This is a genomic window from Streptomyces sp. NPDC002499 (genome assembly GCF_053595415.1).
In genome coordinates this window covers 25,313-50,977 of sequence record NZ_JBSFXO010000003.1, presented here as the reverse complement: position 1 = coordinate 50,977, position 25,665 = coordinate 25,313, and the positions used below count along the sequence as shown (strand labels likewise).

The window sequence follows — 25,665 nt, the reverse complement described above, 5'->3', positions numbered from 1 at the left end:
ACTTCAGGGATCGATCAGCCCGACTCGGATCGCGTAACGCGTGAGTTCCAGCCGGTCCCGCAGCCCCAACTTCTGCAGCAGATTGGCGCGATGGCGTTCGACCGTCTTCGTGCTGATGAAGAGGAGTTCGCCGATCTCCTTGGAGGTGTGGCCCTCGGCGACGAGCTTGAGGATCTCCTCCTCGCGCTCGGTGACGGCCCGCGTGGGCAGGTCGTCGCCGCGGTGGAGGCGGTCGACGTAGGAGCGGACGAGGGCCCGTTCGGCACCCGGATAGACGAAGGGCTCGTCGCGTACGGCCGCCCGGCAGGCCGCGACCAGGTCGCGGTCGGCGACGGACTTGAGGACGTAACCGCTGGCCCCGGCCTTGAGGGCCTCGAAGAAGTACTGCTCGTTGTCGTACATCGTGAGGATCAGGATCCGCAGGTCGGGCAGCCGGCGGGACAGCTCGCGGGCCGCCTGGAGCCCGGTCATGCGGGGCATGGCGATGTCGAGGACCGCGAGGTCGATGTCACCGGCCCGGGCCCGCTCGACCGCCTCGGCACCGTCACCGGCCTCGGCGACCACCGTCAGATCCGGCTCGCCGTCGAGGATGAGCCGCACCCCCTGCCGTACGAGCGCGTGGTCGTCGGCGAGCAGCACGCGCGCGGGGAGTGCCATCAGCGGCCTCCCTCGGCGACGGCGACCGGAATGAGCAGGCGCACGTCCGTGCCCTTGCCGGGAGCGGGCGCGAGCGAGAACCGGGCGCCGATCAGCAGCGCCCGCTCCCGCATCCCGCTGATGCCGGCCCCGTCCACCGCCGTACCGATGCCTTTGCCGTTGTCCCGTACGAGGAGTTCGAGACCGTCGGCGACGGCGCGGAGGCGGACCTCGGCGCGGTCGGCGGACGCGTGCCGTGCGGTGTTGGTGAGCCCTTCCTGGGCCACGCGGTAGACCACGAGCTCCGACTCCTCGGTCAGCGGCGGCAGTTCGCCGGATACGTCATGGCGCACGGTGAGTCCGTGGGTGGTGAACTCGGCGGCGAGCGACCGCAGCGCGCTGGACAGCCCGAGCTCCTCCAGCACCCCCGGCCGCAGCCGCCGGGCGATACGGCGGATCTCGTCGAGTCCCGCCCGCGTGGCCTCCTGAGCCTGCTCCACGTCCTGCCTCAGTCCCTCCGGAGCGCGGTCGGCGACCCGCTTCAGTTGCAGCAGCACGGCGGTCAGCGTCTGCCCGACCTCGTCGTGCAGTTCGCGGGCGATCCGGTGCCGCTCCCGCTCCTGAGCGGACAGCGCCCGCCCCGCACCCGCGGCGCGCTCGCCCTCCAGCCGGTCGAGCATCGTGTTGTACGTCCGGATCAGCTCGGCCGCCTCCGCGGGACCGGCGACGACCGCGCGGGCGCCGGGCCGCAGCAGATCGGCGGTGGCCATGGCGCTCCCCAGCCGGCGCAGCGGCGCGAGCCCGAGGCGCAGCACGATCGCGTTGCCGACCAGCAGCAGGGCGAGGCCCACGACGACGACCAGCGCCTCGGCGGGCGCGACCGGGGTCGACACGGTGACGGGTCCCAGCAGCAGGGCGGCGGCCAGCACCAGCCCGGCCGCGTTGAACGAGAAGATCCGCCAGAACAAGGACACGGTGCTCCCTCTCCCTGCCCTTCTCCTGGCGTCGGACCCCGAAGCGACCAGCCTCTCCCGAGCCGCCGGCCCGCGTATATCCGTGACGTCACCCATGTCGCCACGGTACGGCGGAGTGACAGCATGCGAGGGGGCCCGCATGATCACCGCCGATCAAGCCGCTGCCCACTCACCACCCGCCAACCACCCGGTTGCCGATCCAAAGCTGCCGATTCAAGGGGAGAAACGTGTCTGCGCCACGCCTGAGGGCGACGCCTCTGCCGGGCATCGGAGTCCAGTACGACCTGGTCACGCGCGACCAGCGCCACCTGTCCGTGGTCGCCCACCGCGACGGCGCCCGCACGGTGAACGTCTACCGGGCCGACGACCCCGACTCCTGCGCCCACTCGCTGCGCCTGACCGGCTCCGAGGCGGGCGCGCTGATCGACGCGCTGAAGCCGTCCCACCACAGCGCGAGCCTGCTCTACACCTCCGACCTGGGCCTGGTCGCCGAACGGATCGAGATCCGGGCGACCTCGCACTGGAACGGACGCGTGCTGGGCGAGACCAAGATGCGTACCGCCACGGGCGCCTCGATCGTGGCGGCGCTGCGCCGGGCGGAGGCCATCCCCTCCCCGACGCCGGACTTCCGGCTGGCGGGCGGTGACATCCTGATCGTCGTCGGCACCCGCGAAGGCGTCGACGCCGCCGCGGCGATACTCGGGCGGGAGTGAACCGGTGCACTCCGCGGTCCTGCTGATCGAGTTCGGCTCCATCCTGCTGGCCCTGGGCCTGCTGGGCCGGTTCGCCGGCCGGTTCCGGCTCTCGCCCATCCCCCTCTACCTCCTGGCCGGCCTGGCCTTCGGCGAGGGCGGTCTGCTCCCGCTCGGGGCGAGCGAGGAGTTCGTGGCCACGGGCGCCGAGATCGGCGTCATCCTCCTGCTCCTGATGCTCGGCCTGGAGTACTCGGCCGGCGATCTGGTCACCAACCTCAAGTCGCACTACCCCGCGGGCCTGGTCGACGGCGCGCTCAACGCCCTCCCGGGCGCAGCCGCGGCCCTCCTCCTCGGCTGGGGCCCGGTGGCGGCGGTCGTCCTGGCGGGCGTCACCTGGATCTCCTCGTCCGGTGTCATCGCCAAGGTCCTCGGCGACCTGGGCCGCGTCGGCAACCGCGAGACGCCGGTCATCCTCAGCGTCCTGGTCCTGGAGGACCTGGCGATGGCGGTGTACCTGCCGATAGTGACCGCCCTGGTGGCCGGCGCCGGCCTGATGGCGGGCAGTCTCACCCTCGCGATCGCCCTGGGCGCGGCGGGCCTGGTCCTGTTCGTCGCGGTCCGCTACGGCCGGCTGATCTCCCGCTTCGTCTCCAGCGACGACCCGGAGAAACTGCTCCTGGTGGTCCTCGGCCTGACGATCCTCGTGGCGGGCGTGGCCCAACAGCTCCAGGTCTCGGCGGCGGTCGGCGCGTTCCTGGTCGGCATAGCCCTGTCCGGCGAGGTGGCGGAAGGGGCCCACACCCTCCTCAGCCCGCTGCGCGACCTCTTCGCGGCCGTCTTCTTCGTCTTCTTCGGCCTGCACACGGACCCGGCGAGCATCCCCCCGGTCCTGCTCCCCGCCCTGGCCCTGGCCGTGGTCACCGCGGCGACGAAGATCGCCACCGGCTACTGGGCGGCCCGCCGGGCGGGCATCTCGGTCAAGGGCCGCTGGCGCGCGGGCGGTGCGTTGGTGGCACGCGGCGAGTTCTCCATCGTCATCGCGGGCCTGGCGGTCACCGCCGGCATCGAACCGTCCCTGGGCCCGCTGGCCACGGCGTACGTCCTGATCCTGGTCGTCATCGGCCCCCTCACCGCGCGCTACACGGAACCTCTGGCCCGCTTCTTCACGGACCGCGCGGCCGCCCGCAGGCGTACGGCGGAACCGGTGGAGGCGGAGGTGACGGTGGGCGACTGACGCGGGCGCCCAGGGGAGAGGTGGCTCACGTCACATCACGAGGTGGCCGGAGTGCGGAATTCCGGTGCGGTGGCACTGGCATGCTCATGCACTACTACTCACCAGTAGTACCCGTGAGTAAGTAACCTCTGGCCACCCCCCACCCTCCCCAGGACTGACCTTGCAGAGACGCAAGCGGCACACGCGTGCCGTGCTGCCCGCCCTCGCCACCGCCACGCTGCTCCTGGCGGTCGGCTGTTCCTCGGCACCGGCGACCGACCACGCCGACGCGAAGCCCAGCCGCTCGACCGACACCACCGAGACGACAACGGCCGCGGACCGTCCGCTCGCGGTGGCGGCGGCCCCGGCCGACACCGCGACCGCGGCAGCACACCCGGGCTCCGCCTCCGGCACGAAGGCGCACCGAACGACACTCGCAGTGCACGCGTACGACGCGAAGACCCGACGAGCCGTCATCTCCACGAAGCCGAAGGCGAGTTCACCGCCGGAGACGACGACATCCCCGAGCGCCCCGCCCGAACCCACCGCCGTCGGTGACGTCATAGCCAGCGCCCCGGCGCCCGGCGCCCCGAACGGGCTGCTGGCCAAGGTCACCAAGGTGCTCGGCGAGACCGACGAGGGCACCGAGGTGCAGACCGAGCCGGCCGCCCTGGACTCCGTACTGGGCGACGAGACGGCGAAGGGCAGCGTGCCGGTGGCCCCGGCCGCCTTCGACGTCGACAAGCTCCTGCCCGACGTGGACGTGTCCTGGTCCAGGACCGCCGACGTCCACGTGGGCCCGGAGGGCGCGACCGTCCCCCTCGGCAGCCTGCGCCTCGACGTGCACGCCGAGATCCCCTCCCCCGCGGACGCCCCCGTATCGGCCAAGGCCTCGGTCTCCGGCTACGCGCAGATCGCCCCGCAGGTCGACTTCAAGTACGGCGGCGAGGGCACCGGCACCGCGCCCGCCTCGGCGTACCTAGGCGTCTCCGGCGACTGGACCTCGGGCTGGGCCCTGAAGGGCCGGGCGGCCGCCACCACGGGCGCCCCGCTCCGCATCCCGTTCGCGAAGCTGCACGCCGACCCGGTGCTCCAGGTCGGCCCGGTCCCGGTCGTCGTCAACCTCGACCTGACCTGCTACCTCCAGATCAGCGGCGACGGCAGCGTCACCGTGGACGTCCAGCAGGACATCAAGGGCGACTTCAAGGCGGGCGGCACCTTCGGGATCGCGCAGGGCTGGACGCCGGTCAACTCCTCCGACATGACGAGCACCCCGGTCCGGACATCCCTCTCCACCGCCGGCAACGTCAAGGCGGCACTCGGCGCGGAGGCCTCCGTGGGCCTCTACGGCGCCGTAGGAGTCGTGGCCGACCTCGCCCCCTACGTACGCGGCGAAGCCTCAGCGACCTTCCCCGCCCCCACGGCCGCCTGGGCGGTCTACGGCGGCGTGGACCTCACCGGCACCCTCCGCCTCCAGCTCTCGATCTTCGGCACCCCGGTGTTCCGCCAGGACATCCCCCTGGGCGCCCTGCACCGCGAATGGAAACTGGCCGGCACTCCCTGACAGCGACCGCCCCCGTCACGCGCCGCCGGGCACCCACCCCTGGCGGCGCAGCACGGCCGACACATCGGGAGCCTCGTAGTGCTCCCCCTTCAACACCTTGCCGTCGTCCCGCCGCACCACGCGCCCGTCGGGCCCCAGCTTCGTCATGTTCGACCGATGAATCTCGGCGATCACGGCATCGAGATCAATACCGTGCACAAGAGCAGTCCCATAAGCCACGTACACAACATCGGCCAACTCATGAGCAAGCCTGTCGAGCGGCCCCTCAACAGAGACCTCCGCCACCTCAGCAGCCTCCTCAACGAGCAACTCCCGCCGATGAGCAGCCAGTTGAGCAGACACCTCAGTAGGCGTAGTACGGGCATCCAGCCCCACAGCAGCATGAAACACACGAACCAACTCAGCAGGCGAAGAACTCATCCCCCGACCCTACCGACCACCACTGACACCCCACCGCCCCCCTTTCTCGGGCCGCCGCGCCCCACCCTCCCGCGGCCGCCGACGCACCGGGAGCGGGTCGTGGCGGTGCGGCGCAACCCGCCGCTTACGCTTCCGGCACACGTTCAACTCAACAAACAGGCAGACGCCCCGTCGGCGGCGGGTTCGCCGCACCGCCACGACCCCGACCACCCACACACGCCACGCGCCCCGCACAGCACAGCGCAGCGCACCGCACCGCACCGCCCGGCCCTGGCCAGCACCCCACCCGCCTGGCAGGATCGCGCGCATGCCACCCACGCGACCGAGGATCAGCAGCCGCCGCGCCCTGCAAGCCGCAGCCGCCGGCGTCGTAGCCCTCGGCCTGCTCCTGTGGTGGCTGCTCCCCCTGGGCGAGGCCCCACCGAGCGGAACGATCACGTTCAGCACGGGCACGAAGGCCGGCGTGTACCAGCAGTACGGCAAACTCCTGCGCAACGAGTTCGACAAGGACATGCCGAACCTGCGCGTCACGCTCAAGACCAGCGACGGCTCCCAGGACAACGTCCGACGCCTGGCGACCGGCGGAGCCGACTTCACCATCGCCGCGGCGGACGCGGTCGACACCTACGAACTCGCCGACCAGCCCGGCGCCGACCAACTGCGCGGAGTGGCCCGCCTGTACGACGACTACGTACAGCTGATCGTCCCGCGGGACTCGGACATCCGCTCCGTCGCGGACCTGCGGGGCAAACGCGTGGCCATCGGCCGCTCCCGCTCGGGCGTCCGCCTGATCGCCAACCGGGTGCTCAAGGCCGCGGGTCTCGACGCGAAGCACGACATCACCCCGTTCGACGACGGCATCGACACCGGCCCCGAACAGCTGAGGAAGGGCGACATCGACGCGTTCTTCTGGTCGGGCGGCCTGCCGACCCAGGGCGTGGCGAGCCTCGCCGACCGGTTCATCTTCCGCTTCGTGCCGATCCCGGCCACCCTCGTGGCCAAGCTGCACGAGCAGGGCGGCGCCACCCGCTACTACCGCGCCACCAACATGCCGGAGTCGGCCTACCCCAGCATCCAGAACGGCGTCGCCGTAGCGACGATCGCGGTGTCCAACCTGCTGATGACCCGCTCGGACGTCGACGCACGGCTCACCGAGTGGGTGACCCGCGCCGTGCTCAAGAGCCGGGACAAGATCGGCGAGAAAGTCCACTCGGCGCAGCTGGTGGACCTGCGCACGGCGATCTACACGGACCCCCTGACCCTGCACGACGGCGCCCGGCGCTACTACGAGTCGGTCAAGCCGTAGGCCCGCTCCTCGGCACCGACACCGTCACCGTCAACCCGTGCGGCTCATGCGGACCGTACGAGATGTCGCCCCCGCCCGCCGCGAGCAGCGCGCGCGAGATGGACAGCCCGAGCCCCGACCCCTTCACGTTCTGATGCCGCCCACTGCGCCAGAAACGGTCTCCGACCCGCGCGAGTTCCTCCTCTGTCAGGCCAGGCCCGTCGTCGGTCACCACGACCTTCGAGACGGCCCCGTCGACCGCGACCACGACCTCCACGGTCTCGTCCTCCGGCGTGAACTTGATCGCGTTGTCGATCACCGCGTCCAGCGCGCTGGAGAGGGTGATCGGATCGGCCCACGCGGTGGTGGCCGGACAGTCCGAGACCAGCCGTACCCCCTTCGCATCGGCGGTCGGCGTCCAGGCGGCGACCCGCTCCGCGGTCAACGCACCGATGTCGGTGATCCTCAGATCCGCCTCGGTGTGCTCGGCGAGCGCGAGGTCGAGCAGGTCGTCGAGGACCTCGGCGAGCCGCTTGCCCTCGGTGCGGACCGAGGCGATCTCCTCGTTGCCCTCGGGCAGTTCGAGGGCAAGCAGCTCGATGCGCAGCAGCAGCGCCGCGAGCGGATTGCGCAACTGGTGAGAGGCGTCGGCGACGAACGCCCGCTGCTGCTCCAGCACCTCCTCCACGTTGTCCGCCATCTCGTTGAACGCCCCAGCCAGGCGCCGGAGTTCCGGCGGCCCGCCGGCCGCCGCGACCCTGGACTTCAGCCGTCCGCTCGCGATCGCGTGCGTGGTGGCGTCCAGCACCCGCACCGGCCGCAGCACCCACCCCGTCAGCCGAAGCGCGGCACCGACGGCCAGCAGCATCGCCGCGATCTCGCCCGCCCCGATGATCAGCCACCCGTGCAGGATCCGCGAACGCATGTGCCCCGTGGGCGAGTCGGTGACGACGACCGCGACGACGTCGCCGTCCCGGATCACCGGTGAGGCCACGACGAGACGGTTCCGCTGCCAGGGCCACACCTGCTTGGGGTCGTGGCTGCGGCGGCTGAGCTTCGCCTCCTCGAACGCGTCGCGGATCACGCCCGCTTCGGGCAGGTAGAACGTCGGCGGCGCCTTCGCCATGGGGATGTCGGTACGGCAGAAGACCGCGGCGCGGATGCCGTAGACGCCGTAGTAGCTGGCGAGTTCGCTGCTGAGCGTGTCGAGGCGCTCGTCCGAGGACGTGGCCGTGGAGCTGCACGCGTCGGTGACGAACTGGGCGAGCGAGGCGAAGCGCGCGGTGTCGTCGATCCGGTCGACGACCACGTCCTGCTGCTCGCCGGCGGCCACGCTCACGGCGAGCGGGACGCCGAGCGCGAGCAGCATCGCCGCCATCAGGACGATGAGCAGCGGGAGGAGACGTGTACGCACCCGTGCCCGCTACGCGCCGGGCGCGACGAGCCGGTAACCGACCCCGCGCACGGTCTCGATCAGCGCCGGCATGCGCAACTTCGCGCGCAGGGACGCCACATGCACCTCCAGGGTGCGCCCGGTCCCTTCCCAACTGGTGCGCCACACCTCGCTGATGATCTGCTCCCGGCGGAAGACGACTCCGGGGCGCTGCGCCAGCAGGGCCAGCAGATCGAACTCCTTGCGGGTCAGTTGGACGACCGAACCGTCCACGCTGACCTGGCGGGTGGGCAGTTCGATGAGGACCGGGCCCAGGCGCAGCGAGGTGTCGGCGCCCCCGCCGGCGTCCTCGTGGACGGTGCGCCGGCTGACGGCGTGGATCCGGGCGAGCAGTTCCCCGGTGTCGTAGGGCTTCACCACGTAGTCGTCGGCGCCGAGGTTGAGGCCGTGGATGCGGGAGCGGACGTCCGCGCGCGCGGTGACCATGATCACCGGGGTGCTGGTGCGTTTCCGGATCTTGCCGCAGACCTCGTAGCCGTCCTGGTCGGGCAGGCCGAGGTCGAGCAGGACGACGCCGAAGCCGTCCACCTCGGGGACGAGTGCCTGCAAGGCCTCCTCGCCGCTGCGCGCGTGCGTGACGTCGAAGCCGTGCCGCGCGAGGACCGCGGACAGAGCGGCAGCGACATGGTTGTCGTCCTCGACGAGGAGCAGTCTCATCCGGGCCCCCTTCGGTTCACCAGCCGTACGAACAGGATGGGTACAAAACGCGTGCGTACGCGCGCGTGCACCAACGCAGTCACGCTGATGGACGAGGACGCCGTCAAGCCGGTTCCGGTTGCGGGGCCCTTCCGTTACCCGGCCGATACGAGCCACCGCGGCAAGTGGACGGCAAGTGCTACGACACGTGTCCGATTGCTATCGGATCGTGATGCTCAGATTCCGCTCAGATCTACTGACGCTGGCATTACCTCCTCATTACTGTCCTCCGCAACCGAGGAGGACGGAGCCCGATAGCGATGACCGAAGTATCGGTGGCCAAGGAAGACCTGGTCCCAACCGGCGAACTGGTCGTCCTGAAGAGCGTCAACAAGCACTTCGGCGCGTTGCACGTACTCCAGGACATCGACCTGACGATCGCCCGCGGCGAGGTCGTCGTCGTGATCGGGCCCTCCGGGTCCGGTAAGTCCACCCTGTGCCGCACCATCAACCGTCTGGAGACCGTCGACTCCGGCGCGATCGCGATCGACGGCAAGCCGCTGCCCCAGGAGGGCAAGGAGCTGGCCCGGCTGCGGGCCGACGTCGGGATGGTCTTCCAGTCCTTCAACCTCTTCGCGCACAAGACCGTGCTCGAGAACGTGGTGCTGGGCCAGGTCAAGGTCCGCAAGGCGGACCGCAAGCAGGCCGAGGAGAAGGCCCGCGCGCTGCTCGACCGGGTCGGCGTGAGCACCCAGGCCGACAAGTACCCGGCGCAGCTCTCCGGCGGCCAGCAGCAGCGCGTCGCCATCGCGCGCGCCCTGGCCATGGACCCGAAGGTGATGCTCTTCGACGAGCCGACCTCCGCGCTCGACCCGGAGATGATCAACGAGGTCCTGGAGGTCATGCAGCAGCTCGCCCGCGACGGCATGACCATGATCGTCGTCACCCACGAGATGGGGTTCGCCCGATCGGCGGCGAACCGCGTGGTCTTCATGGCCGACGGCCGGATCGTCGAGGAGGCTGCGCCCGACCAGTTCTTCAGCAACCCGCGCAGCGACCGCGCCAAGGACTTCCTGTCGAAGATCCTGCACCACTGACGCACCCTCACCTGACGCACCGTCACCCGACGTACCGCCATACCGTCCCGGACGGCCCTCAGCCCTTCTCCTCACCAGCCAAAGGATGTTCTCCATGAAGCTTCGCAAGATCACCGCCGCCACGGCCGCCGTGCTCGCCCTGGGCCTCGCCGCCACCGCGTGCGGGTCCAGCGACGACGGCGACGACAGCGGCTCCTCCGCCAGCAGCGGCAGCGGGGGCGGCGGCAAGATCAAGGTCGGCATCAAGTTCGACCAGCCCGGTATCGGCCTCAAGGAGCCGGACGGCTCCTTCTCCGGCTTCGACGTGGACGTGGCGACGTACGTGGCCAAGCAGCTCGGTTACGAGCCGAACCAGATCGAGTGGACCGAGACCAAGAGCGCCGACCGGGAGAACGCGATCTCCCGCGGCGACGTCAAGTTCATCGCGGCCAGCTACTCGATCAACGACGAGCGCAAGCAGAAGGTCGACTTCGCCGGCCCCTACCTGCTGGCCCACCAGGACCTGCTGGTCAAGAGCGACTCGGACATCGCCAAGGGCACGGACCTCAACGGCAAGAAGCTGTGTTCCGTGACCGGCTCGACCTCGGCGCAGAACGTCCAGGAGTCGATCGCCCCGAAGGCCCAGCTGAAGGAGCTCGCCGGCTACTCCGAGTGCATCGCCGCCCTGCAGAACGGCGCCGTCGACGCGGTGACCACCGACGACTCGATCCTCGCGGGCTTCGCCGCGCAGGACAAGTACAAGGGCCAGTTCAAGCTCGCCGGCCTCAAGCTCAGCAACGAGAACTACGGCATCGGTCTGAAGAAGGGCGACTCCGCGACCCTCGGCAAGATCAACGACGCCCTGACGAAGATGGTCAGCGACGGCTCCTGGCAGAAGGCGGTCGACGCCAACTTCGGCCCGGCCGGCTACAAGAACGACCCCGCCCCGAAGATCGGCGACATCGTCAAGTAGTCCCGGACAGGCCATAGGTCCGGGCACCGCAGGGTTCCCGGGGCGCGCCGTCGCCGTGCTCGCGGCGGCGGCGCGCCCCGCCCTCTTCGTACGCCACACACCCGGAAGCGCGGGAGATCGTGTTCGACTTTCTTGAAGGTTACGACGTCCTCGGGGCGTTCTGGATGACGGTGAAACTCACCGCTCTGTCCGCCCTCGGCTCCCTGGTCTGGGGCACCCTGCTGGCCGCGATGCGGGTCAGCCCGGTCCCGCTGATGCGCGGGTTCGGCACCGCCTACGTCAACATCGTCCGCAACATCCCCCTGACGGTCCTCATCGTCTTCTCCTCGCTCGGTCTCGCCGACGTCTTCGGCATGACGCTGGGCGCGTCCGACGACTTCGCCGCGCAGGGATTCCGCCTCGCGGTCCTCAGCCTCGTCGCCTACCACGCGGCCTTCGTCTGCGAGGCGATCCGCTCCGGCATCAACACCGTGCCCATGGGGCAGGCCGAGGCGGCCCGCGCCATCGGGCTGAGCTTCAGTCAGACACTGCGGCTCGTCGTGCTGCCGCAGGCGTTCCGTTCGGTCATCGGCCCGCTGGCCAACGTACTGATCGCACTCACCAAGAACACCACCGTGGCGGCCGCGATCGGCGTGGCCGAGGCGGCCTACCTGATGAAGAAGATGATCGAGAACGAGGCACAGACGCTGCTCATCGGTGCGGTGTTCGCCTTCGGGTTCGTGGTCCTGACCCTGCCCACCGGCCTCATCCTGGGCTGGCTGGGCAAGCGACTGGCGGTGAAGCGATGAGTTCCGTCCTCTACGACTCCCCCGGCCCCCGCGCCAGACGGCGCAACGTCGTCCTCTCGGTGGTCTTCCTCGTCCTGCTCGCCCTGGCCCTGTGGTGGGTCTGGCAGAAGATGGACGACAAGAAGCAGCTGGACTGGGACCTGTGGGAGCCCTTCACCACCTCGGAAGCCTGGAACACGTATCTGCTGCCGGGCCTCGGCAACACCATGAAGGCCGCCGCGCTCTCCATGGTCATCGCACTGCCCCTGGGTGCGTTCTTCGGCATCTCGCGCCTGTCCGAGCACCGGTGGGTGCGGGTACCGGCCGGCGTGATCGTCGAGTTCTTCCGCTCGATCCCGGTCCTGCTGCTGATGCTGTTCGCCAACGAGGTCTACGCCCGCTCCTCCGGCGTGAGCAGCGAGGACCGGCCGATGTACGCGGTCGTGACGGGCCTGGTGCTGTACAACGCCTCGGTCCTCGCCGAGATCGTCCGGGCCGGCATCCTCGCGCTGCCCAAGGGGCAGACGGAGGCGGCCTACGCGATCGGCCTGCGCAAGGGCCAGACGATGACCAGCATCCTGCTGCCGCAGTCCGTCACGGCGATGCTGCCGGCCATCGTCAGCCAGCTCGTGGTCATCGTGAAGGACACCGCGCTCGGCGGCGTGATGATCGGCTACTCCGAACTGCTCACCGCGCGCAGCACGCTGGCGGCCAACTACGCCAACGTCATCCAGAGCTTCATCGTGGTCGCGATCGTCTTCATCGTCGTCAACTTCATCCTCACCAGCTTCGCGAGCTGGCTGGAGGGCAGGCTGCGCCGCAGCAAGCGCAGCACGGGCGCGGTCCTGGGCGCCGACCAGATCGAGGACCTCAACCCCGCGGGGGTGTCCGGCTCCTACGGGGCCGGCACCGAAAGGATCTGATGATCGGTCAACTCCCTTGACCCACACGGAGGCAGTGGCATGATCGCCACTGCCTCCGTCACTTGACGCAAGCACCGGCAATGGGTTGCATACGTTCTGTGATCGTGCACCCTGCTCAACCTTCCTGTTCACATGCGTCCCTCGGGACACCGTCGCGGGCAGGGGGCGCCGCGCCGTGGACCCGGTGATCATCGTCGGGGCGGGGCCCGTCGGGCTCACCCTCGCCCTTGCCCTGGCGCGTCAGGAAGTCCCCTCGGTCGTGCTCGACGAGGGCCCCGGCAAGGACGAACCCCGCCCCGCGCGCACCGTCGTCCTGCGGGAGGACACCACCGCCCTCGTCGAGCGGCTCACCGGCACCGACCTCGCCGACCTGGGCGTCCACTGGGCCGGATGGCGGTCGCTGCGGCGCAAGCAGGTGATGCGCGAGGTCACGTTCGGCACCCCTGACGAGCCGGCCCCCCTGCACATCGCCCAGCACGTGCTGACCGGCGCCCTGCGCCAGGCACTGGCCGGTGAGCGTCTCGTCAGGATCGCCGTGGACAGCAGGCTCGACGGCATCGAGCAGGAGCCCTCGGGCGTCACCGCCCACACCCGCGGCCCGAAGGGCACCTGGTGGCGCGGCAGTTACCTGGTCGGCTGCGACGGCCCCCGCTCCACGGTCCGCAAACTCCAGGACATCCGCTTCCCGGGCCGCACCGCCGTGGAGCGACACGCCGTGGCCGCGCTGCGCACGGAACTTCCGTGGGGCGGTGAGGCGTTGCTCCATCGGATGCCGCCGTGGCGGACGTCGGGCCCCTCGGGCGGGGAGGTGACCGGACGCCCGCTCCCGGACGGGGCGTGGCGCCTGGACTGGCTGCTGCCACCGGGCAAGGACCTGGTCACACCCGAGCTGCTGCTGGCCCGCATCCGCGAGACCCTGTCCGGCTGGACGGGCGGCGGCACCCCGTCGTACGAACTCCTCGACACCGGCGTCCACACGGTCCACCACCGGCTGGCCCGGCGCTGGCGCAAGGGCCGGATCCTCCTCGCCGGGGACGCCGCGCACCTGCTCGGCGCGCTCGGCACGCAGGGGCTCGACGAGGGCCTCAGGGACGCCGACAACCTCGCCTGGAAGCTGGCGCTGGCCTGGCACCACGGACCGCACGAGGCGCTCCTCGACAGCTACCAGGCGGAGCGGCGCGGAGCGGTCGCCACCCGGCTGCGCGCCGCCGACCAGGTGCTGCCGCTGCTGCGCGGGGGCGGCGGACTGCGCGCGTACGTCCCCGGCGCGGCCCGCGGGAACGACGCGCTGCTCACGGACGGTCACCTGGGGCACGGGGTACTCGGCGCGCCGGGGGCGTACGCCGCCTCGCCGCTCGCGCCCCGGCACCTCGAAGGCGAGGTGCCGGTGGACACACCCTTCGGGGCGCCGGTCGACGACGTGCGGGTGACCGCGGAGGACGGCACGTTCGTGGGGCTGCGGGAGCGGCTCGGGCGCGGCGCGCTGCTGGTCGTCCTGGTCGCGCCGGGCACCGGCGTGTGGGACCGCAAGCACTGGGTGACCGCCGGGATCATGCCCCGCCTCGCGGCCGCGGTGGCCGCGCTGCCGCACCCCGCCGAGCTGCTGGTCGCCGAGAGCTACCCGGGCGCCGCCGCGCACACCGTGCTCCTCGTCCGGCCCGACGGCCACCTCGTGACCTCGCTGAACGGGGTCCGCCCGGCCGATCTGTACGCGGCCGCGGAGGCGGCCCTGGGCGGACCGGCCAAGGCGCAGACCTCGACGACGGAGGCGGGCGCGGCGGCCGGATCGCGCTGAGGAGTCTCGCGAGGAGTCCTGCCGGAGTCCCGCTGAGATGTCCGCGTCCCGCTGGGATGGTCGTACTCACTGTCACTGTGCGGTCCACATAGTGACAGTGAGTTGACCGGCCGACACCACCATGGTGTACTCCGGATCGTGACCGACACCTGTGTGCGCCTGTCGCGGAGGGTCCATATGGACCTGATCCGCTATGCGGGCTGCGTGTGTCGCCCGTCCTGCTGAATTCGCATCCCTTTCTCCCGCGCGCGCCGCCGTCGTAGCCGCCGCGCGCGTTCCGCGAACGCACATCAGGACGGTACCCGTGTCTGTCTCCCCCTCCGCCTCCCCTGCCGTCGCCGCGCCGACCCAGGCCGACCTCCTCGACTTCGTACGGCGCACCGCCGCCGACACCGAGCTGATCTCCTCCCTCCCGCTCGACCCGGAGGGCCGCACCTGGATCCGGCTGGAGGGCCCCGGCGGCAGCGAGGCCTGGCTGATCGGCTGGCCGCCCGGCACGGGCACCGGCTGGCACGACCACGCCGAGTCCGTCGGCGCGTTCATCACCGCGGCCGGTGAACTCAAGGAGCACTCGCTCGCCGCCCGGCTGCCCGCCGACGGCTGGAAGACCCTGGAACTCACCGAGGGCGTGGACCGCGAGCGCAGGCTGCCGGCCGGCAAGGGCCGCGCCTTCGGCCACCACCACGTCCACGAGGTCCTCAACGAGTCGACCGAGCAGCACGCGATCTCCGTCCACGCCTACTACCCGCCCCTCCCCCAGATCCGCCGCTACAGCCGCACGGGCCAGGTCCTGCGCCTGGAGCACGTGGAGCGCCCGGAGGACTGGCAGTGAGCGACACGACCCAACACCCGCTCGGGATCGACGAGTTGCTGGAGCGGGTGCGCGAGGGATACGAACGGATCGAACCGGCGCGGGCGTACGAGGCCGCCCGCGCCGACGAAGCGCTTCTGGTCGACATCCGGTACGCCGCCCTGCGCGAGCGGGACGGCGTGATCCCCGGTGCCGTGGTCGTCGAACGCAACGAGCTGGAGTGGCGGCTCGACCCGCAGGGCAGCCACCGACTCCCCGAGGCCACGGGCCATGACCTGCGGGTCGTGGTGATCTGCAACGAGGGCTACGCGTCGAGCCTGGCAGCCGCGTCGCTGCACCAGCTGGGGCTGCGCCGGGCCACCGACCTGGTCGGGGGGTTCCAGGCGTGGAAGGCGGCGGGGCTGCCGGTGACGGTGTCCAGCGAGGCGTAGCGGCTCGGCGGGGCCGGTCGTGCCGACCTCGGGTCGGGCCGGCCCGGGTCCCGTCAGTAGAGGTCGGGCGGGCAGTACAGCGGTGCGGTGTCCGCGTTGTCCTTGGTGATCAGCTCGGCGGGGGTCTTGGCGATCTTCTCCGCCTTACGGCCGCGCAACAGGTCGATGGCGTTGGAGACCGCCAACTCCCCGGTGTCCGCCGCCGAGTTGGAGACCGTCGCCGCGAACCTGCCGTCCTTCAGGGCCGCCAACCCCTCGTCGGTACCGTTGACGGTCACGATCTTCACCCTCTTGGCGCCGGCCGCGTCGAAGGCCTTGCGGACGGCGAAGCCCATCTCCTCGTTGGCGACGAAGGCGTAGTCCAGGTCGGGGTGGGCCTCGATCATGCCCTTGGCGACCGTGCCCGCCTTCACCGGGTCGAACATGCCGGGCTGGTTCGCGACCACCTTCGCGGTGGCGGGCAGCTCGGCCGTGAAGCCGCCGACCAGCAGGTCGGAGGCGGCACCGGGGGCGCCCGCGACGATCCCGACCTGCACGTGCTTGCCGCCCGCGTCCTGCTCGATCCAGTCTGCGTCCAGGCCACCGACCTTCTTCAGGTCCACGACGACGGCTCCCAGGATGTGAGAGGTGTCGGCCGGCACGACCGAGGTGAGGAAGATCGGTATCTTCGCGCTCCTGGCCCGCGCGATGTCGTCCGCGAGCGCCCTCACATCGACGGTCTGCACGATCAGCGCGCTCACCTTGGCGGCGATCATGTCGTCGATGTTGGCAAGCTCCGTGGCCGCCTTCTGACGGGAGTTGGCGGTGCGGATCCGGGCGAAGTTGCTCCTGGTCGCCTGCTCGACGGACTCCTCCAGACACGTGTGGAACTTGGTGGTGCCGCCGTTGACGAAGCCGAGCGTGATGGTGCCCTCCACCGTCGCGCCGGTGTCCCCGTCGCCGGGCACCAGCCCGCACCCGCTCAGCAGCAGCACCATGCTCAGGGCCGTCACCGCGGGCGTTCTTCGTAAGCGGAGAGGTTCGGACACGGCGGGGCCGCCTTTCATGGCGTACGGAGGCTGTGCGCGGGGAGTGCGGGCGGGCACGTGCGGTTGCGGCGAAAGGGCCCGGGCCCGCGACGGCAGCAGACGGTACCCGGGACCGGCGCACCTCAACCCTTCGAGGCGCGCAACTTAATGCTGCGCACCTCGGCATGCTCGAACCCGGCCACAAGGCCCTAGCGTCGGACAACTCGGGGGGAGAGCCCAGGGCCTGTCTTCCGGAGCCGTCCAGGACGGTGCCGCTCAACGACCGGAAGACAGGCCTTGGTTGACGACTCGTCAGCCCTGGCCGACGCGCCCAGGGAGTGGGCGTGTCCTGTCGGAGCGTTATCTGTCGGAGCGTTGCCTGTCATGCCGAGCAGGAACGTCGTGAACGCGAACCCCGCGTCTCCGCCCGGCCCTTGAACGCGATCGGCGCCCCCGCGCGTCCACCGTGTCCAGGGCCGGGCCCGTCCCTGACCCCGGTCCGGGGTGCACCGGTCTCACCGATCACGTCGGTCACACCGGTCGTCCCTCCGGGCTCAGAACCCCTTGCCTCAGAACCGCAGAAGCCCCTGCCTCAGAACTCCTCGGCTCAGAACCCCTCGTCCCCCAGGGACTCCGTGTCCTCGCCCTCTTCCTCCAGCGCCTGCCGGACCACCCGCAGGGCCATGCCCTCGGGGTAGCCCTTGCGGGCGAGCATCCCGGCGAGGCGGCGCAGCCGCTTGTCGCGGTCGAGGCCACGCGTGGCGCGCAGCTTGCGGGCGACGAGTTCGCGCGCGGTCTCCTCTTCCTGCTCGGAGTCGAGCTGCCCGACGGCCTCGTCGATCAGCGTCGAGTCGACTCCCTTGGTCCGCAGCTCCCGGGCGAGCGCGCGCCGGGCCAGACCCCGGCCGTGATGCCGGGACTCCACCCAGGCCTCCGCGAACGCGCCGTCGTTGATCAGTCCGACCTCCTCGAACCGCGACAGCACCTCCTCGGCGGCCTCGTCCGGGATCTCCCGCTTGCGCAGGGCGTCCGCGAGTTGCTTGCGCGTGCGCGGGGTCCCGGTGAGCAGACGCAGACAGATCGCCCGCGCCCGCTCGACCGGGTCCCCTGAAGGCCCCTCCTGCTCGGCCCTCGACGAAGAGGGGGAGCCTCCGTCCTCACCGGCGGATTCACCACGACGCCGTCGCTGCCGCCCCCGGGTGCCACCACTGCGGGAACCACCACGAGACGCCCACGCCCCACGACCCGACGCGCCGCCGCCTTCGCCGAACGACCTGCCACCCTCATACGGCCCGTCACTGCCGTACGAGGCTCCGGTGCCGCGCGAGGCCTCGGAGCCGTGGCCGACAGCGCGGCCAAAGCCCTCGTCCGCGCCGTGGCCCGGCTCGTCGGCATCGGATCCGCCGCTGCCGTACGACCACCTGCCCGCGCCGGACCCCTTGCCCTCGCCGTCGGACCTGCCCGTGCCGTCCGACCTGCCGTTGCCGTCCTTCGCCGCGCGGCCGTGTCCCCCGTCCGCGCCCTGCCCCGAACCGTTCCCGTACGCATCGCCGTCCGGCTCGGCAGAGCCCCCGTCGCCGTCCCCTGCCCGTCCCCGCTCACGCGGAGCGCCGGGGTTGGCGCGCTCGGCCAAGTCGGCCAGCCATGCTTCTGCATCACGCACGGTACGGGTCAGCTCTTGGCGGCCGGGGCCTTGGCCTTGGCCGTCTTGGCGGCCGCCGGAGCGGGCACCTTCGCGGCGTCGTCCGCGGTGCCACCGGCGGTGACCGTGGCGGCGTCCGCACCCGGTGCCGCGGTCGGCTTCGGCTCCTCCGGCCGCACACCGACGCCCAGCTTCTCGAGGATCTTCTTCTCGATCTCGTTGGCCAGGTCGGGGTTGTCCTTCAGGAAGTTGCGCGCGTTCTCCTTGCCCTGGCCGAGCTGGTCGCCCTCGTACGTGTACCAGGCGCCGGCCTTGCGCACGAAGCCGTTCTCCACGCCCATGTCGATCAGGCCGCCCTCGCGGCTGATGCCGTGGCCGTAGAGGATGTCGAACTCGGCCTGCTTGAAGGGCGGCGCGACCTTGTTCTTGACGACCTTGACGCGGGTGCGGTTGCCGACCGCGTCGGTGCCGTCCTTCAGGGTCTCGATACGACGGATGTCGAGCCGCACCGAGGCGTAGAACTTCAGCGCCCGGCCACCGGTCGTGGTCTCCGGGGAGCCGAACATCACGCCGATCTTCTCGCGGAGCTGGTTGATGAAGATCGCCGTGGTCTTGGACTGGTTGAGCGCGCTGGTGATCTTCCGCAGGGCCTGGCTCATCAGCCGGGCCTGCAGACCGACGTGGCTGTCGCCCATCTCGCCCTCGATCTCCGCGCGCGGGACGAGCGCCGCGACGGAGTCGATGACGATGAGGTCGAGGGCGCCGGAGCGGACCAGCATGTCCACGATCTCCAGAGCCTGCTCGCCGTTGTCCGGCTGGGAGAGGATCAGGTTGTCGATGTCGACGCCGAGCTTCTTCGCGTACTCGGGGTCGAGGGCGTGCTCCGCGTCCACGAACGCGACCTGGCCGCCGGCCCGCTGGGCGTTCGCCACCGCGTGCAGGGTCAGGGTCGTCTTGCCGGAGGACTCCGGGCCGTAGACCTCCACCACTCGGCCGCGCGGCAGACCGCCGACACCGAGGGCGACGTCGAGTGCGGTCGACCCGGTGGGGATGACCTCGATGGGCTCGTTCGGCCGCTCACCGAGGCGCATCACCGCGCCCTTGCCGAACTGCCGTTCAATCTGTGCGAGCGCGGCGTCCAGTGCCTTCTCGCGGTCGGTTCCTGCCATGGGTTCCACCCGATTTGCTTGAGTCGATCGCTTCACGTCAAAGACGCTAACGCCTGCCACTGACAATGCGTCCCGACGCCCGTCCAGCCTGTGGATAACTCGGGGACTTCTGCATCGAAAGCGTGTCGAAACCCCCGTCGGGATCCCTGTCGAGAACCTCGCCGGAACCCCCATAAGAATGGATGTTCGATTTTCGTGTCAAGCGCACCACGCGGCACCCCAGTGACGGGTTTCGCGCCCCACCGACCCTGCGGACTCCGGCCACCTTCCCTGCACGTACAGCGACTTCCACGAGCCGCGCGGCCGCTCCCGCAAGGCCTGTGGCTACTTCCGTCGGCGTACGACGGGTGTCTTCAGCAGGACGACGACCGATCGGAGCCGTCCCGCGAGGCTGAGGGCATGGAGCCCGAGAACATCACCCGAGCGGACGGCACGACGCGTGCCCCCGCGACCGCCGCGACCCTGGCCGCACTGCTTCTGCTGGCCGTGTCCGTCGTCGTCCAGATCGTCGCCGGCGCGGACTATCCCACCGTGCCGCCGGGCCTCGTCATCCCGCTCGTGGCGGCGGGCCTGCTGCTGTGGCGCACGAACCGGTGGACGACCGGGCTCGCCCTCGCGATCGGCGTGTTCATCGGCACGGGCGCGTTCCTGACCCCCGACACCGGTGACCATCTCTCGTCGGGGGACACCGTGCTCGTCGTCTCGACCGTCGCCGAACTCGTGGCTCTCGCCGGCCTGGTGGTCGCCGGAGCACTGGCCACGCTGAGGACGCAGCCGCGGACGCCGGCGCGGGCACGATGACGCAGTTGTCTGCCGCGCGGAGACAGCTGCCGCCGCCCGGAACGCACCCCGCCGAGCGCCTCTGCCACCTGACCGGTCTCCTCCTCGTCCTCTCCGGACTCGTGCACCTGGTGGTGTTCGCCGTCGACGGTGGCCCCTGGGACGGACCCGTCTCCTGGCGCAAGCCGGTGACGTTCGGGCTGTCCTTCGGGGCGACCCTGATCGCGGTCACCTGGGTCACGTCGTATCTGTACGTCCGACCGCGACTGCGCGCCCTGCTGCTCACCGTGTTCGCCGCCGACTGCGTCGTGGAGGTCGGGGGCATCACCCTCCAGGCGTGGCGCCGGGTGCCGTCGCACCTCGACATGGAGACGCCCTTCGACACCGTGGTGTCGATGACGCTCGCGGTGGGCGGCGGCGTCCTCGTGGTACTGCTCACCGTGTTCGCGGTCGCCTCGTTCCGGCACCGCCCCACCGGTCCCGCCGGGATGGCGCTCGCCGTGCGTTCCGGCTTCGCGATCCTGCTCGTCGGGCTCGCCTCGGGCGCCGCGATGATCGCGCGCGGTGTCGTCCTCACCCGTACCGGCCACCAGGAGGCCGCCTATCACTCGACGGCCCCGCTCAAGCCTCTGCACGGGGTCAGCCTGCACGCCGTCCTGGTCCTGCCGGCACTGGCCCGGCTGCTGTCGTACACGTCCTGGAGCGAGACGACCCGCCGACGGATCGTGGCCACGGCGACCGGCTGCTACGTGGCGGCGGTCGCCGGCGCCGGGGTGTGGGCCGTGCTCACGTACTGATCGCGCACGGACGCACTCACGCCCCTCCGTCGCCCCCACCCTGTTCCCGTTCCTGTCCCTGCTCCCGCTCCCCCGGCCGCCGTTCCCACAGGAGCCGCGCGCGCGTGAACAGGCCCGGCCCCGATCTGCGCGAGCCACGCCGGTGCCCCTGCACGCGGGGGTCGTCCGTGACGGCGTACCGCTTCACGTACGCCCCGAGGAAGGCCTGAAGCGTGGCGACCGCGGGGATGGCGATCAGCGCGCCGACCGCGCCGAGGAGCGCGGTGCCGGCGATGACCGAGCCGAAGGCGACGGCGGGGTGGATGTCGACGGTCTTGGACGTCAGCTTCGGTTGCAGCACATAGTTCTCGAACTGCTGGTAGATCACGACGAAGACGAGCACCCACAGCGCGTACCAAGGATCGACGGTGAAGGCGATCAGCATCGGCAGGGCGCCCGCCAGATACGTGCCGATGGTGGGGATGAACTGCGACACCAGGCCCACCCAGACGGCGAGCACGGGCGCGTAGGGCACGCCCAGGGCCTCCAGCAGGATGTAGTGCGCGATGCCGGAGATGAGCGCCATCAGACCGCGCGAGTAGATGTAGCCGCCGGTCTTGTCGACGGCGATCTCCCAGGCGCGCAGCACCTCGGCCTGGCGCGCGGGCGGCAGGACGGAGCAGATCGCGCGGCGCAGTCGCGGGCCGTCCGCGGCGAAGTAGAACGAGAACAGCGTGATGGTCAGCAACTGGAAGAGGCCGCCGAGGACCTGCGCGGACACGTCGAGCACGCCGGTGGCGCTGTTCTGCACGTAGTTGCGCAGCCAGTCGGAGCGGAGCAGGCCCTCCTGGACGTCGACCCGCTTCAGGTCGGTGTTGAAATGGGTGTTGACCCAGTTGATGACGGAGTCGAGGTAGTCCGGGAAGTCCTCGACGATCTTGATGATCTGGCCCGCGAGCATGGAGCCGAGGAGGGTGACGAAGCCCGCCGCCGCGATCATCACGCCGAGGAAGACGAGACCGGTGGCCAGCCCGCGACGCATGCCGCGCGAGGCCATCCAGCTCACCGCGGGCTCGATGGCGAGCGCCAGGAAGAACGCGATGAGGATGTTGATCAGCAGGCCGGTCAGCTGATGGAAGGCCCAAGTGCCCAGCTGGAAGGTGGCGTAGAGGGTGAGCACGAGCACGACGGCACGCGGCAGCCAGCGCGGCATGCGCGTGCCCGGCCCGTCGGCAGGGGGCCGCTCGGGCGGCGTCGTGCCGAACGGTGATGCGTGCTGGGCGACCTGCCCGGTGTCGTCAGTGGGTGCCACGGTGCAAGTCTCGCCCACAGGACCGACAATCGGCTGCCGTCCTGCGATCTTCGTGACAGGTCAGCGCTTTTCTCCCGGAACGTCCATGACCGTACAGACCACACGCCACACGTCCTTGGCCGCCCAGCCCGAGTCCAGCGCCTCGTTCACCGTGCGCCCGCCGAGCTCCGTCATCACGTGGTCGCGCGCGAAGGTGTCGGCGTAGCCCGGACCGAAGTGATCCGTCATCCGCTCCCAGAAGACCGTCAACCGCATGACTCCAGTATCCCGCCCCTGAGGGTGGGCCTGAGCCGGGACCCCTTGCCGAGACCGCTTTCCGTCCTACGGTCTGACGCATGTCCGAAACAGGAGCTTCCCCACTCCCTGCCACGCCACCGGCGCGCTCCCCGCTCTTCCGCGCCGAGCACTTCGTGTGGCTCACCGCGCGCGTGCTGGAACAACGCCTCTTCGCGCACGACTTCCTCAACGGCGGCGCGGATCCGGTGGAGACCGCGCTGGACGCCTACCGCAACGAGGACGGCGGGTACGGTCACGCGCTGGAGCCCGATCTGCGCGGTCCGGTCAGCCAGCCGCTGCCCACCGCTCACGCGCTGCGCGTCCTGGACTGGATCGGGCGCTGCGGCGGCCAGCGGGTGGAACGCGTGTGCCGTTATCTGACCTCGGTCTCCACGTCCGACGGCGCGCTGCCGGCGGTCCATCCCGGCCAGCGCGGCTATCCGGCGGCCCCCTTCGTCCCGATCGTGGACGACCCGCCGAGCGAACTCCTCGCCACCGGACCGGTGGTGGGCCTGCTGCACCGCAACGAGGTGTGGCACGCCTGGCTGTTCCGGGCCACGGACTTCTGCTGGCAGGCGGTCGAGTCCCTGGAGAAGTCCCATCCCTACGAGGTCGAGGCCGCCGTCGCCTTCCTGGACTCCGCTCCCGACCGCCCGCGCGCGGAGGCTGCCGCCGACCGCCTCGGCCGCCTGGTGCGCGAACACCGGCTCGCGGCCCTGGACCCGGACCGCCTCGACGAGTATCCGGTCGCGCCTGGTTACGCCCCCGGCGAGCACCACTTCCCGCACGACTACGCGAAGACCCCGAGCTCGCTCGCGCGCGCGTGGTTCACGGACGAGGAGATGACCCGCTCCCTGGACCACCTCGCCGGCATGCAGCAGGAGGACGGCGGCTGGCCCGTCCGCTGGCGCCAGTGGACACCGGTGGTCGCCCTGGAGGCACGCCCCATGGTGACGATCGAGGCACTACGCACCCTGAGGGCGCACGGCCGCCCCATCGGCTGACCCGGGCCGCTCACCCACCCGTCTCTCAGCCGCCCACCGCCCGCACGCCCGCCGTCACCGCGACGGCCACCGCCACGACAAGCAGGAACGGAGCCCGCAGCAGCAGCGCCACGCCGGCCGCGGCCACCCCCGCGGCCCGCGCGTCGAGCACCAGGGCATGCCCGTCGGCGAAGGTCTGCTGGGCCGTGAGCGCGGCGAGCAGGGCCACCGGCAGCAGCGCCGCCAGCCGCCTGACCAGCGGCCGCTCCAGAGCGCTCGCGGGCACAAGCAGCCCGGCCAGCTTGACGGCATAACAACCGAGCGCGGTCGCCCCGATCGCGATCCAGGTGTTCAACGCTCTCCCCCTGACCCATCGTTCGTGTCACCACGACGCTCACGACCACCGCGGCGCCCCTCCAACGACCCCTTCACAAAGAGGGCGACCGGTGCGGCGAGCGCGGCCACCAGGACGGGCACCCCGGCCGGCAGCACAGGCAGCAGCCCGAGCCCCAGCAGCACGGCGAGCCCGGCCACGGCACGCTCCGTGGCAGAGGTGAGCATCGGCGCGAGCAGCGCCAGAAAGACGGCGGGCCCGGCAGCATCGAGCCCCCAGGCGTCAGTGTCCCCGATGGCCTCGGCGCCCAGCGCGCCCACCAGGGTGGTCAGGTTCCACAGCACGTACAGGGTGAGTCCGGTGACGCCGAACCCGATCCGCACGGCACGCCGCGTGGGCTGCGCCAGCGCGACGGCGGTCGTCTCGTCGATGACCCACTGAGCGGCAAAGGGCCGCAGCACCCGCGGAAGTGCCAGCAACTGCGACAGCCGCAGCCCGTAGAAGGCGTTGCGCACCCCCAGGAAGAAGGCACCCGCAGCGGCAGTGAACGGATTTCCGCCGGCCGCGAGCGCCCCCACGAGCGCGAACTGCGACGCACCGGTGAACACCAACAGACTCAGCGCACAGCTCTGCAGCACGCTGAGCCCACTGCCGGCCGAGGTCACCCCGAAGGCGAACCCGGAGAGCCCGACGGCGACGCCGACCCCGAGGGCGTCCCGAATGACGGCCGCATCCGGCTTCCCTCCCTCTTTCGAACGCATGTCTACGGAAGCTGTCTGTTCTGCAGCTGTCTGTTCTGCCACGCCCCAGACGCTAGGAGCAGCGGCCCGCCCGCGTCTTGTACGTTCTTGCGCTCCCGCTGATAGGCACCCGGTGGCACCCCGACGATCCGCGCGAAATGCCGGTTCAGGTGCGGCTGATCCGTGAACCCCACGGCGACGGCCGTCTCCGAGGGCGCCGTCCCCGCGTCCAGCAGTCTCCGCGCCCGCCGCACCCGGGCATCCGTCAACCAGGCGTGCGGCGGCATCCCGTAGACATCCCGGAACGCCCGCAACAAGGAGAACGGCCCGACCCCCAACTCCCCCGCGAGCGCCTCCAGCGTGGGCGGCTCCGCCATCCGCTCCTCCAGAACGGCACGCGCGCGTACGGCGACCCGAGCCCCGGCCGACCGCACCTCCCGCTGCGGCAAGGTCCCGCCGTTCGACCGCAACAACCGCGTCACGGCGACCCGGAGCAATGTATCGGCGGCCAGCGCGTTGCCCTCGTCGGCGGCCCGCAACACCTGATGCACCAGCCCCACGGCGTACGGGTCGTCGAGCACGGGCCGAACGAACCCGGGCGTACCCCGCAACGACGTCGTCTCGGCCGCGATCGCGGCCACCACCTCGATCGACGGATAGACAGCCCCGTACCGCCACCCCTCGGGCACCCCCGCCCGCCCGGTGTGCGTCGTATCGGGATTGACCAGCGCGAGCGCCCCGGCCCCCGCGGCCACCTCGCCCCCGCCGTGCTGAAAGACATCCACCCCGTCGGCGATGGCGGCGATCACGAAGTGCTCGTGCGTGTGCCGCACGAAGGTCTTGCGCACATACCGAGCCCGCAGCAGATCGACACCGGGCAGCTCGCCGTACCGCCAGTGCCGCGCCACCTCACCCGATCCAGCCATGCCCCCATTCTCCGCCCATGGCCCGACGCCACCCTCCCCGGACTCGTTTCCCCTGCTCAGAGGCATTG

Annotated in this window: 28 protein-coding genes; 15 read left to right on the top strand and 13 right to left on the bottom strand. The window is 71.0% G+C overall.

From position 1 onward, the window contains the following. Positions 1-3 precede the first annotated feature (3 nt). Both ACWD5F_RS08375 and ACWD5F_RS08370 read right to left on the bottom strand, forming a co-directional pair. Positions 4-657, bottom strand: a complete 654-nt coding sequence (locus ACWD5F_RS08375; RefSeq protein WP_401722243.1) for a response regulator — start codon at positions 655-657, stop codon at positions 4-6. Next, complete coding sequence (locus ACWD5F_RS08370) at positions 657-1,610, bottom strand: sensor histidine kinase (RefSeq protein WP_401722246.1); 954 nt, start codon at positions 1,608-1,610, stop codon at positions 657-659. Before ACWD5F_RS08370 ends, ACWD5F_RS08375 begins: the two co-directional genes overlap by 1 nt. Positions 1,611-1,837: 227 nt before the next feature. Between ACWD5F_RS08370 and ACWD5F_RS08365 the strand changes: the two genes are divergently transcribed. The 3 genes from ACWD5F_RS08365 (at position 1,838) to ACWD5F_RS08355 (ending at position 5,082) form a co-directional block, all read left to right on the top strand. Further along, complete coding sequence (locus ACWD5F_RS08365; protein WP_401722248.1) at positions 1,838-2,323, top strand: cation:proton antiporter regulatory subunit; 486 nt, start codon at positions 1,838-1,840, stop codon at positions 2,321-2,323. A 4-nt stretch (positions 2,324-2,327) separates the two neighbouring features. After that, the gene (locus ACWD5F_RS08360; protein WP_451252366.1) at positions 2,328-3,539 is read left to right on the top strand and encodes a cation:proton antiporter; all 1,212 of its coding nucleotides are present in this window, start codon (positions 2,328-2,330) and stop codon (positions 3,537-3,539) included. Between the two features lie 160 nt (positions 3,540-3,699). Continuing rightward, a complete protein-coding gene (locus tag ACWD5F_RS08355) occupies positions 3,700-5,082 on the top strand; it encodes a hypothetical protein (RefSeq protein WP_451252364.1) in 1,383 nt (460 codons plus the stop codon). A gap of 15 nt (positions 5,083-5,097) precedes the next feature. On the opposite strand, the gene ACWD5F_RS08350 is transcribed toward ACWD5F_RS08355, so the two are convergent. Then, complete coding sequence (locus tag ACWD5F_RS08350) at positions 5,098-5,502, bottom strand: pyrophosphohydrolase domain-containing protein (protein WP_451252362.1); 405 nt, start codon at positions 5,500-5,502, stop codon at positions 5,098-5,100. Between the two features lie 307 nt (positions 5,503-5,809). On the opposite strand from ACWD5F_RS08350, the gene ACWD5F_RS08345 reads away from it, so the two are divergent. Beyond that, a complete protein-coding gene (locus ACWD5F_RS08345; protein ID WP_451252360.1) occupies positions 5,810-6,808 on the top strand; it encodes a TAXI family TRAP transporter solute-binding subunit in 999 nt (332 codons plus the stop codon). On the opposite strand, the gene ACWD5F_RS08340 is transcribed toward ACWD5F_RS08345, so the two are convergent. After that, positions 6,798-8,201, bottom strand: coding sequence for a sensor histidine kinase (locus ACWD5F_RS08340; protein WP_451252358.1), 1,404 nt, complete (start codon positions 8,199-8,201; stop codon positions 6,798-6,800). The genes ACWD5F_RS08345 and ACWD5F_RS08340 overlap by 11 nt on opposite strands. A 9-nt stretch (positions 8,202-8,210) precedes the next feature. Continuing rightward, on the bottom strand, positions 8,211-8,897 hold the full coding sequence (locus ACWD5F_RS08335; protein WP_451252356.1) for a response regulator transcription factor: 687 nt from the start codon (positions 8,895-8,897) through the stop codon (positions 8,211-8,213). A 299-nt stretch (positions 8,898-9,196) separates the two neighbouring features. Between ACWD5F_RS08335 and ACWD5F_RS08330 the strand changes: the two genes are divergently transcribed. The 8 genes from ACWD5F_RS08330 to ACWD5F_RS08295 all read left to right on the top strand — a co-directional run bounded on the left by ACWD5F_RS08330 (position 9,197) and on the right by ACWD5F_RS08295 (position 15,652). Next, positions 9,197-9,973 (top strand): amino acid ABC transporter ATP-binding protein, encoded by a 777-nt coding sequence (locus ACWD5F_RS08330; RefSeq protein WP_451252354.1) that lies wholly within the window; start codon positions 9,197-9,199, stop codon positions 9,971-9,973. Positions 9,974-10,067: 94 nt separating this feature from the next. Next, entirely contained in the window at positions 10,068-10,925 is an 858-nt protein-coding gene (locus ACWD5F_RS08325; RefSeq protein ID WP_401722266.1) for a glutamate ABC transporter substrate-binding protein, read from the top strand. Between the two features lie 119 nt (positions 10,926-11,044). Continuing rightward, positions 11,045-11,713 (top strand): amino acid ABC transporter permease, encoded by a 669-nt coding sequence (locus ACWD5F_RS08320; RefSeq protein ID WP_123997311.1) that lies wholly within the window; start codon positions 11,045-11,047, stop codon positions 11,711-11,713. Next, the gene (locus ACWD5F_RS08315; protein ID WP_451252352.1) at positions 11,710-12,615 is read left to right on the top strand and encodes an amino acid ABC transporter permease; all 906 of its coding nucleotides are present in this window, start codon (positions 11,710-11,712) and stop codon (positions 12,613-12,615) included. Before ACWD5F_RS08320 ends, ACWD5F_RS08315 begins: the two co-directional genes overlap by 4 nt. 175 nt (positions 12,616-12,790) lie before the next feature. Then, entirely contained in the window at positions 12,791-14,410 is a 1,620-nt protein-coding gene (locus ACWD5F_RS08310) for an FAD-dependent monooxygenase (RefSeq protein ID WP_451252350.1), read from the top strand. Positions 14,411-14,548: 138 nt separating this feature from the next. Further along, a complete protein-coding gene (locus ACWD5F_RS08305) occupies positions 14,549-14,635 on the top strand; it encodes a putative leader peptide (RefSeq protein WP_451253158.1) in 87 nt (28 codons plus the stop codon). A 79-nt stretch (positions 14,636-14,714) separates the two neighbouring features. Beyond that, positions 14,715-15,242, top strand: a complete 528-nt coding sequence (locus tag ACWD5F_RS08300) for a cysteine dioxygenase (RefSeq protein WP_451252348.1) — start codon at positions 14,715-14,717, stop codon at positions 15,240-15,242. After that, on the top strand, positions 15,239-15,652 hold the full coding sequence (locus ACWD5F_RS08295) for a rhodanese-like domain-containing protein (RefSeq protein ID WP_451252346.1): 414 nt from the start codon (positions 15,239-15,241) through the stop codon (positions 15,650-15,652). The genes ACWD5F_RS08300 and ACWD5F_RS08295 overlap by 4 nt, the downstream gene beginning before the upstream one ends. A gap of 53 nt (positions 15,653-15,705) precedes the next feature. On the opposite strand, the gene ACWD5F_RS08290 is transcribed toward ACWD5F_RS08295, so the two are convergent. The 3 genes from ACWD5F_RS08290 to recA all read right to left on the bottom strand — a co-directional run bounded on the left by ACWD5F_RS08290 (position 15,706) and on the right by recA (position 19,470). Continuing rightward, positions 15,706-16,629, bottom strand: coding sequence for a sugar ABC transporter substrate-binding protein (locus tag ACWD5F_RS08290; protein WP_451253156.1), 924 nt, complete (start codon positions 16,627-16,629; stop codon positions 15,706-15,708). Between the two features lie 637 nt (positions 16,630-17,266). Further along, the gene (gene recX / locus ACWD5F_RS08285) at positions 17,267-18,301 is read right to left on the bottom strand and encodes a recombination regulator RecX (RefSeq protein ID WP_451253154.1); all 1,035 of its coding nucleotides are present in this window, start codon (positions 18,299-18,301) and stop codon (positions 17,267-17,269) included. A 29-nt stretch (positions 18,302-18,330) separates the two neighbouring features. Then, a complete protein-coding gene (gene recA / locus ACWD5F_RS08280; RefSeq protein WP_401722280.1) occupies positions 18,331-19,470 on the bottom strand; it encodes a recombinase RecA in 1,140 nt (379 codons plus the stop codon). A 399-nt stretch (positions 19,471-19,869) separates the two neighbouring features. Here recA and ACWD5F_RS08275 point away from each other — a divergent pair, with 399 nt between their 5' ends. Then, the gene (locus ACWD5F_RS08275) at positions 19,870-20,271 is read left to right on the top strand and encodes a hypothetical protein (protein WP_451252344.1); all 402 of its coding nucleotides are present in this window, start codon (positions 19,870-19,872) and stop codon (positions 20,269-20,271) included. Between the two features lie 5 nt (positions 20,272-20,276). After that, positions 20,277-21,047, top strand: coding sequence for a hypothetical protein (locus ACWD5F_RS08270; protein ID WP_451252342.1), 771 nt, complete (start codon positions 20,277-20,279; stop codon positions 21,045-21,047). A 16-nt stretch (positions 21,048-21,063) separates the two neighbouring features. On the opposite strand, the gene ACWD5F_RS08265 is transcribed toward ACWD5F_RS08270, so the two are convergent. Continuing rightward, complete coding sequence (locus ACWD5F_RS08265) at positions 21,064-22,338, bottom strand: AI-2E family transporter (protein ID WP_451252340.1); 1,275 nt, start codon at positions 22,336-22,338, stop codon at positions 21,064-21,066. A 60-nt stretch (positions 22,339-22,398) separates the two neighbouring features. Continuing rightward, positions 22,399-22,593, bottom strand: coding sequence for a DUF3046 domain-containing protein (locus ACWD5F_RS08260; RefSeq protein WP_401722289.1), 195 nt, complete (start codon positions 22,591-22,593; stop codon positions 22,399-22,401). Positions 22,594-22,673: 80 nt separating this feature from the next. Here ACWD5F_RS08260 and ACWD5F_RS08255 point away from each other — a divergent pair, with 80 nt between their 5' ends. Then, entirely contained in the window at positions 22,674-23,618 is a 945-nt protein-coding gene (locus tag ACWD5F_RS08255) for a hypothetical protein (protein ID WP_451252338.1), read from the top strand. A gap of 25 nt (positions 23,619-23,643) precedes the next feature. Here the strand turns inward: ACWD5F_RS08255 and ACWD5F_RS08250 are convergent, their stop codons facing one another. Genes ACWD5F_RS08250 through ACWD5F_RS08240 form a run of 3 tightly spaced genes read right to left on the bottom strand, consistent with a single transcriptional unit; the run spans position 23,644 to position 25,597 of the window. After that, positions 23,644-23,952, bottom strand: coding sequence for an AzlD domain-containing protein (locus ACWD5F_RS08250; RefSeq protein WP_451252336.1), 309 nt, complete (start codon positions 23,950-23,952; stop codon positions 23,644-23,646). Beyond that, positions 23,949-24,692 carry an AzlC family ABC transporter permease gene (locus tag ACWD5F_RS08245; protein WP_451253152.1) on the bottom strand — a complete coding sequence of 248 codons (744 nt, stop codon included), beginning with the start codon at positions 24,690-24,692 and terminating at the stop codon, positions 23,949-23,951. Before ACWD5F_RS08245 ends, ACWD5F_RS08250 begins: the two co-directional genes overlap by 4 nt. Before the next feature lie 2 nt (positions 24,693-24,694). Beyond that, entirely contained in the window at positions 24,695-25,597 is a 903-nt protein-coding gene (locus tag ACWD5F_RS08240; protein ID WP_451252334.1) for an AraC family transcriptional regulator, read from the bottom strand. Positions 25,598-25,665 lie beyond the last annotated feature (68 nt).

Bases quoted from the DNA above. Each gene is read 5' to 3' on its own strand.
- ACWD5F_RS08375 (WP_401722243.1), bottom strand. From the start codon at position 657: ATGGCACTCCCCGCGCGCGTGCTGCTCGCCGACGACCACGCGCTCGTA.
- ACWD5F_RS08350 (WP_451252362.1), bottom strand. From the start codon at position 5,502: ATGAGTTCTTCGCCTGCTGAGTTGGTTCGTGTGTTTCATGCTGCTGTG.
- ACWD5F_RS08345 (WP_451252360.1), top strand. From the start codon at position 5,810: ATGCCACCCACGCGACCGAGGATCAGCAGCCGCCGCGCCCTGCAAGCC.
- ACWD5F_RS08335 (WP_451252356.1), bottom strand. From the start codon at position 8,897: ATGAGACTGCTCCTCGTCGAGGACGACAACCATGTCGCTGCCGCTCTG.
- ACWD5F_RS08330 (WP_451252354.1), top strand. From the start codon at position 9,197: ATGACCGAAGTATCGGTGGCCAAGGAAGACCTGGTCCCAACCGGCGAA.
- ACWD5F_RS08325 (WP_401722266.1), top strand. From the start codon at position 10,068: ATGAAGCTTCGCAAGATCACCGCCGCCACGGCCGCCGTGCTCGCCCTG.
- ACWD5F_RS08315 (WP_451252352.1), top strand. From the start codon at position 11,710: ATGAGTTCCGTCCTCTACGACTCCCCCGGCCCCCGCGCCAGACGGCGC.
- ACWD5F_RS08290 (WP_451253156.1), bottom strand. From the start codon at position 16,629: ATGGTGCTGCTGCTGAGCGGGTGCGGGCTGGTGCCCGGCGACGGGGAC.
- recA (WP_401722280.1), bottom strand. From the start codon at position 19,470: ATGGCAGGAACCGACCGCGAGAAGGCACTGGACGCCGCGCTCGCACAG.
- ACWD5F_RS08275 (WP_451252344.1), top strand. From the start codon at position 19,870: ATGGAGCCCGAGAACATCACCCGAGCGGACGGCACGACGCGTGCCCCC.
- ACWD5F_RS08260 (WP_401722289.1), bottom strand. From the start codon at position 22,593: ATGCGGTTGACGGTCTTCTGGGAGCGGATGACGGATCACTTCGGTCCG.
- ACWD5F_RS08255 (WP_451252338.1), top strand. From the start codon at position 22,674: ATGTCCGAAACAGGAGCTTCCCCACTCCCTGCCACGCCACCGGCGCGC.
- ACWD5F_RS08245 (WP_451253152.1), bottom strand. From the start codon at position 24,692: ATGCGTTCGAAAGAGGGAGGGAAGCCGGATGCGGCCGTCATTCGGGAC.
- ACWD5F_RS08240 (WP_451252334.1), bottom strand. From the start codon at position 25,597: ATGGCTGGATCGGGTGAGGTGGCGCGGCACTGGCGGTACGGCGAGCTG.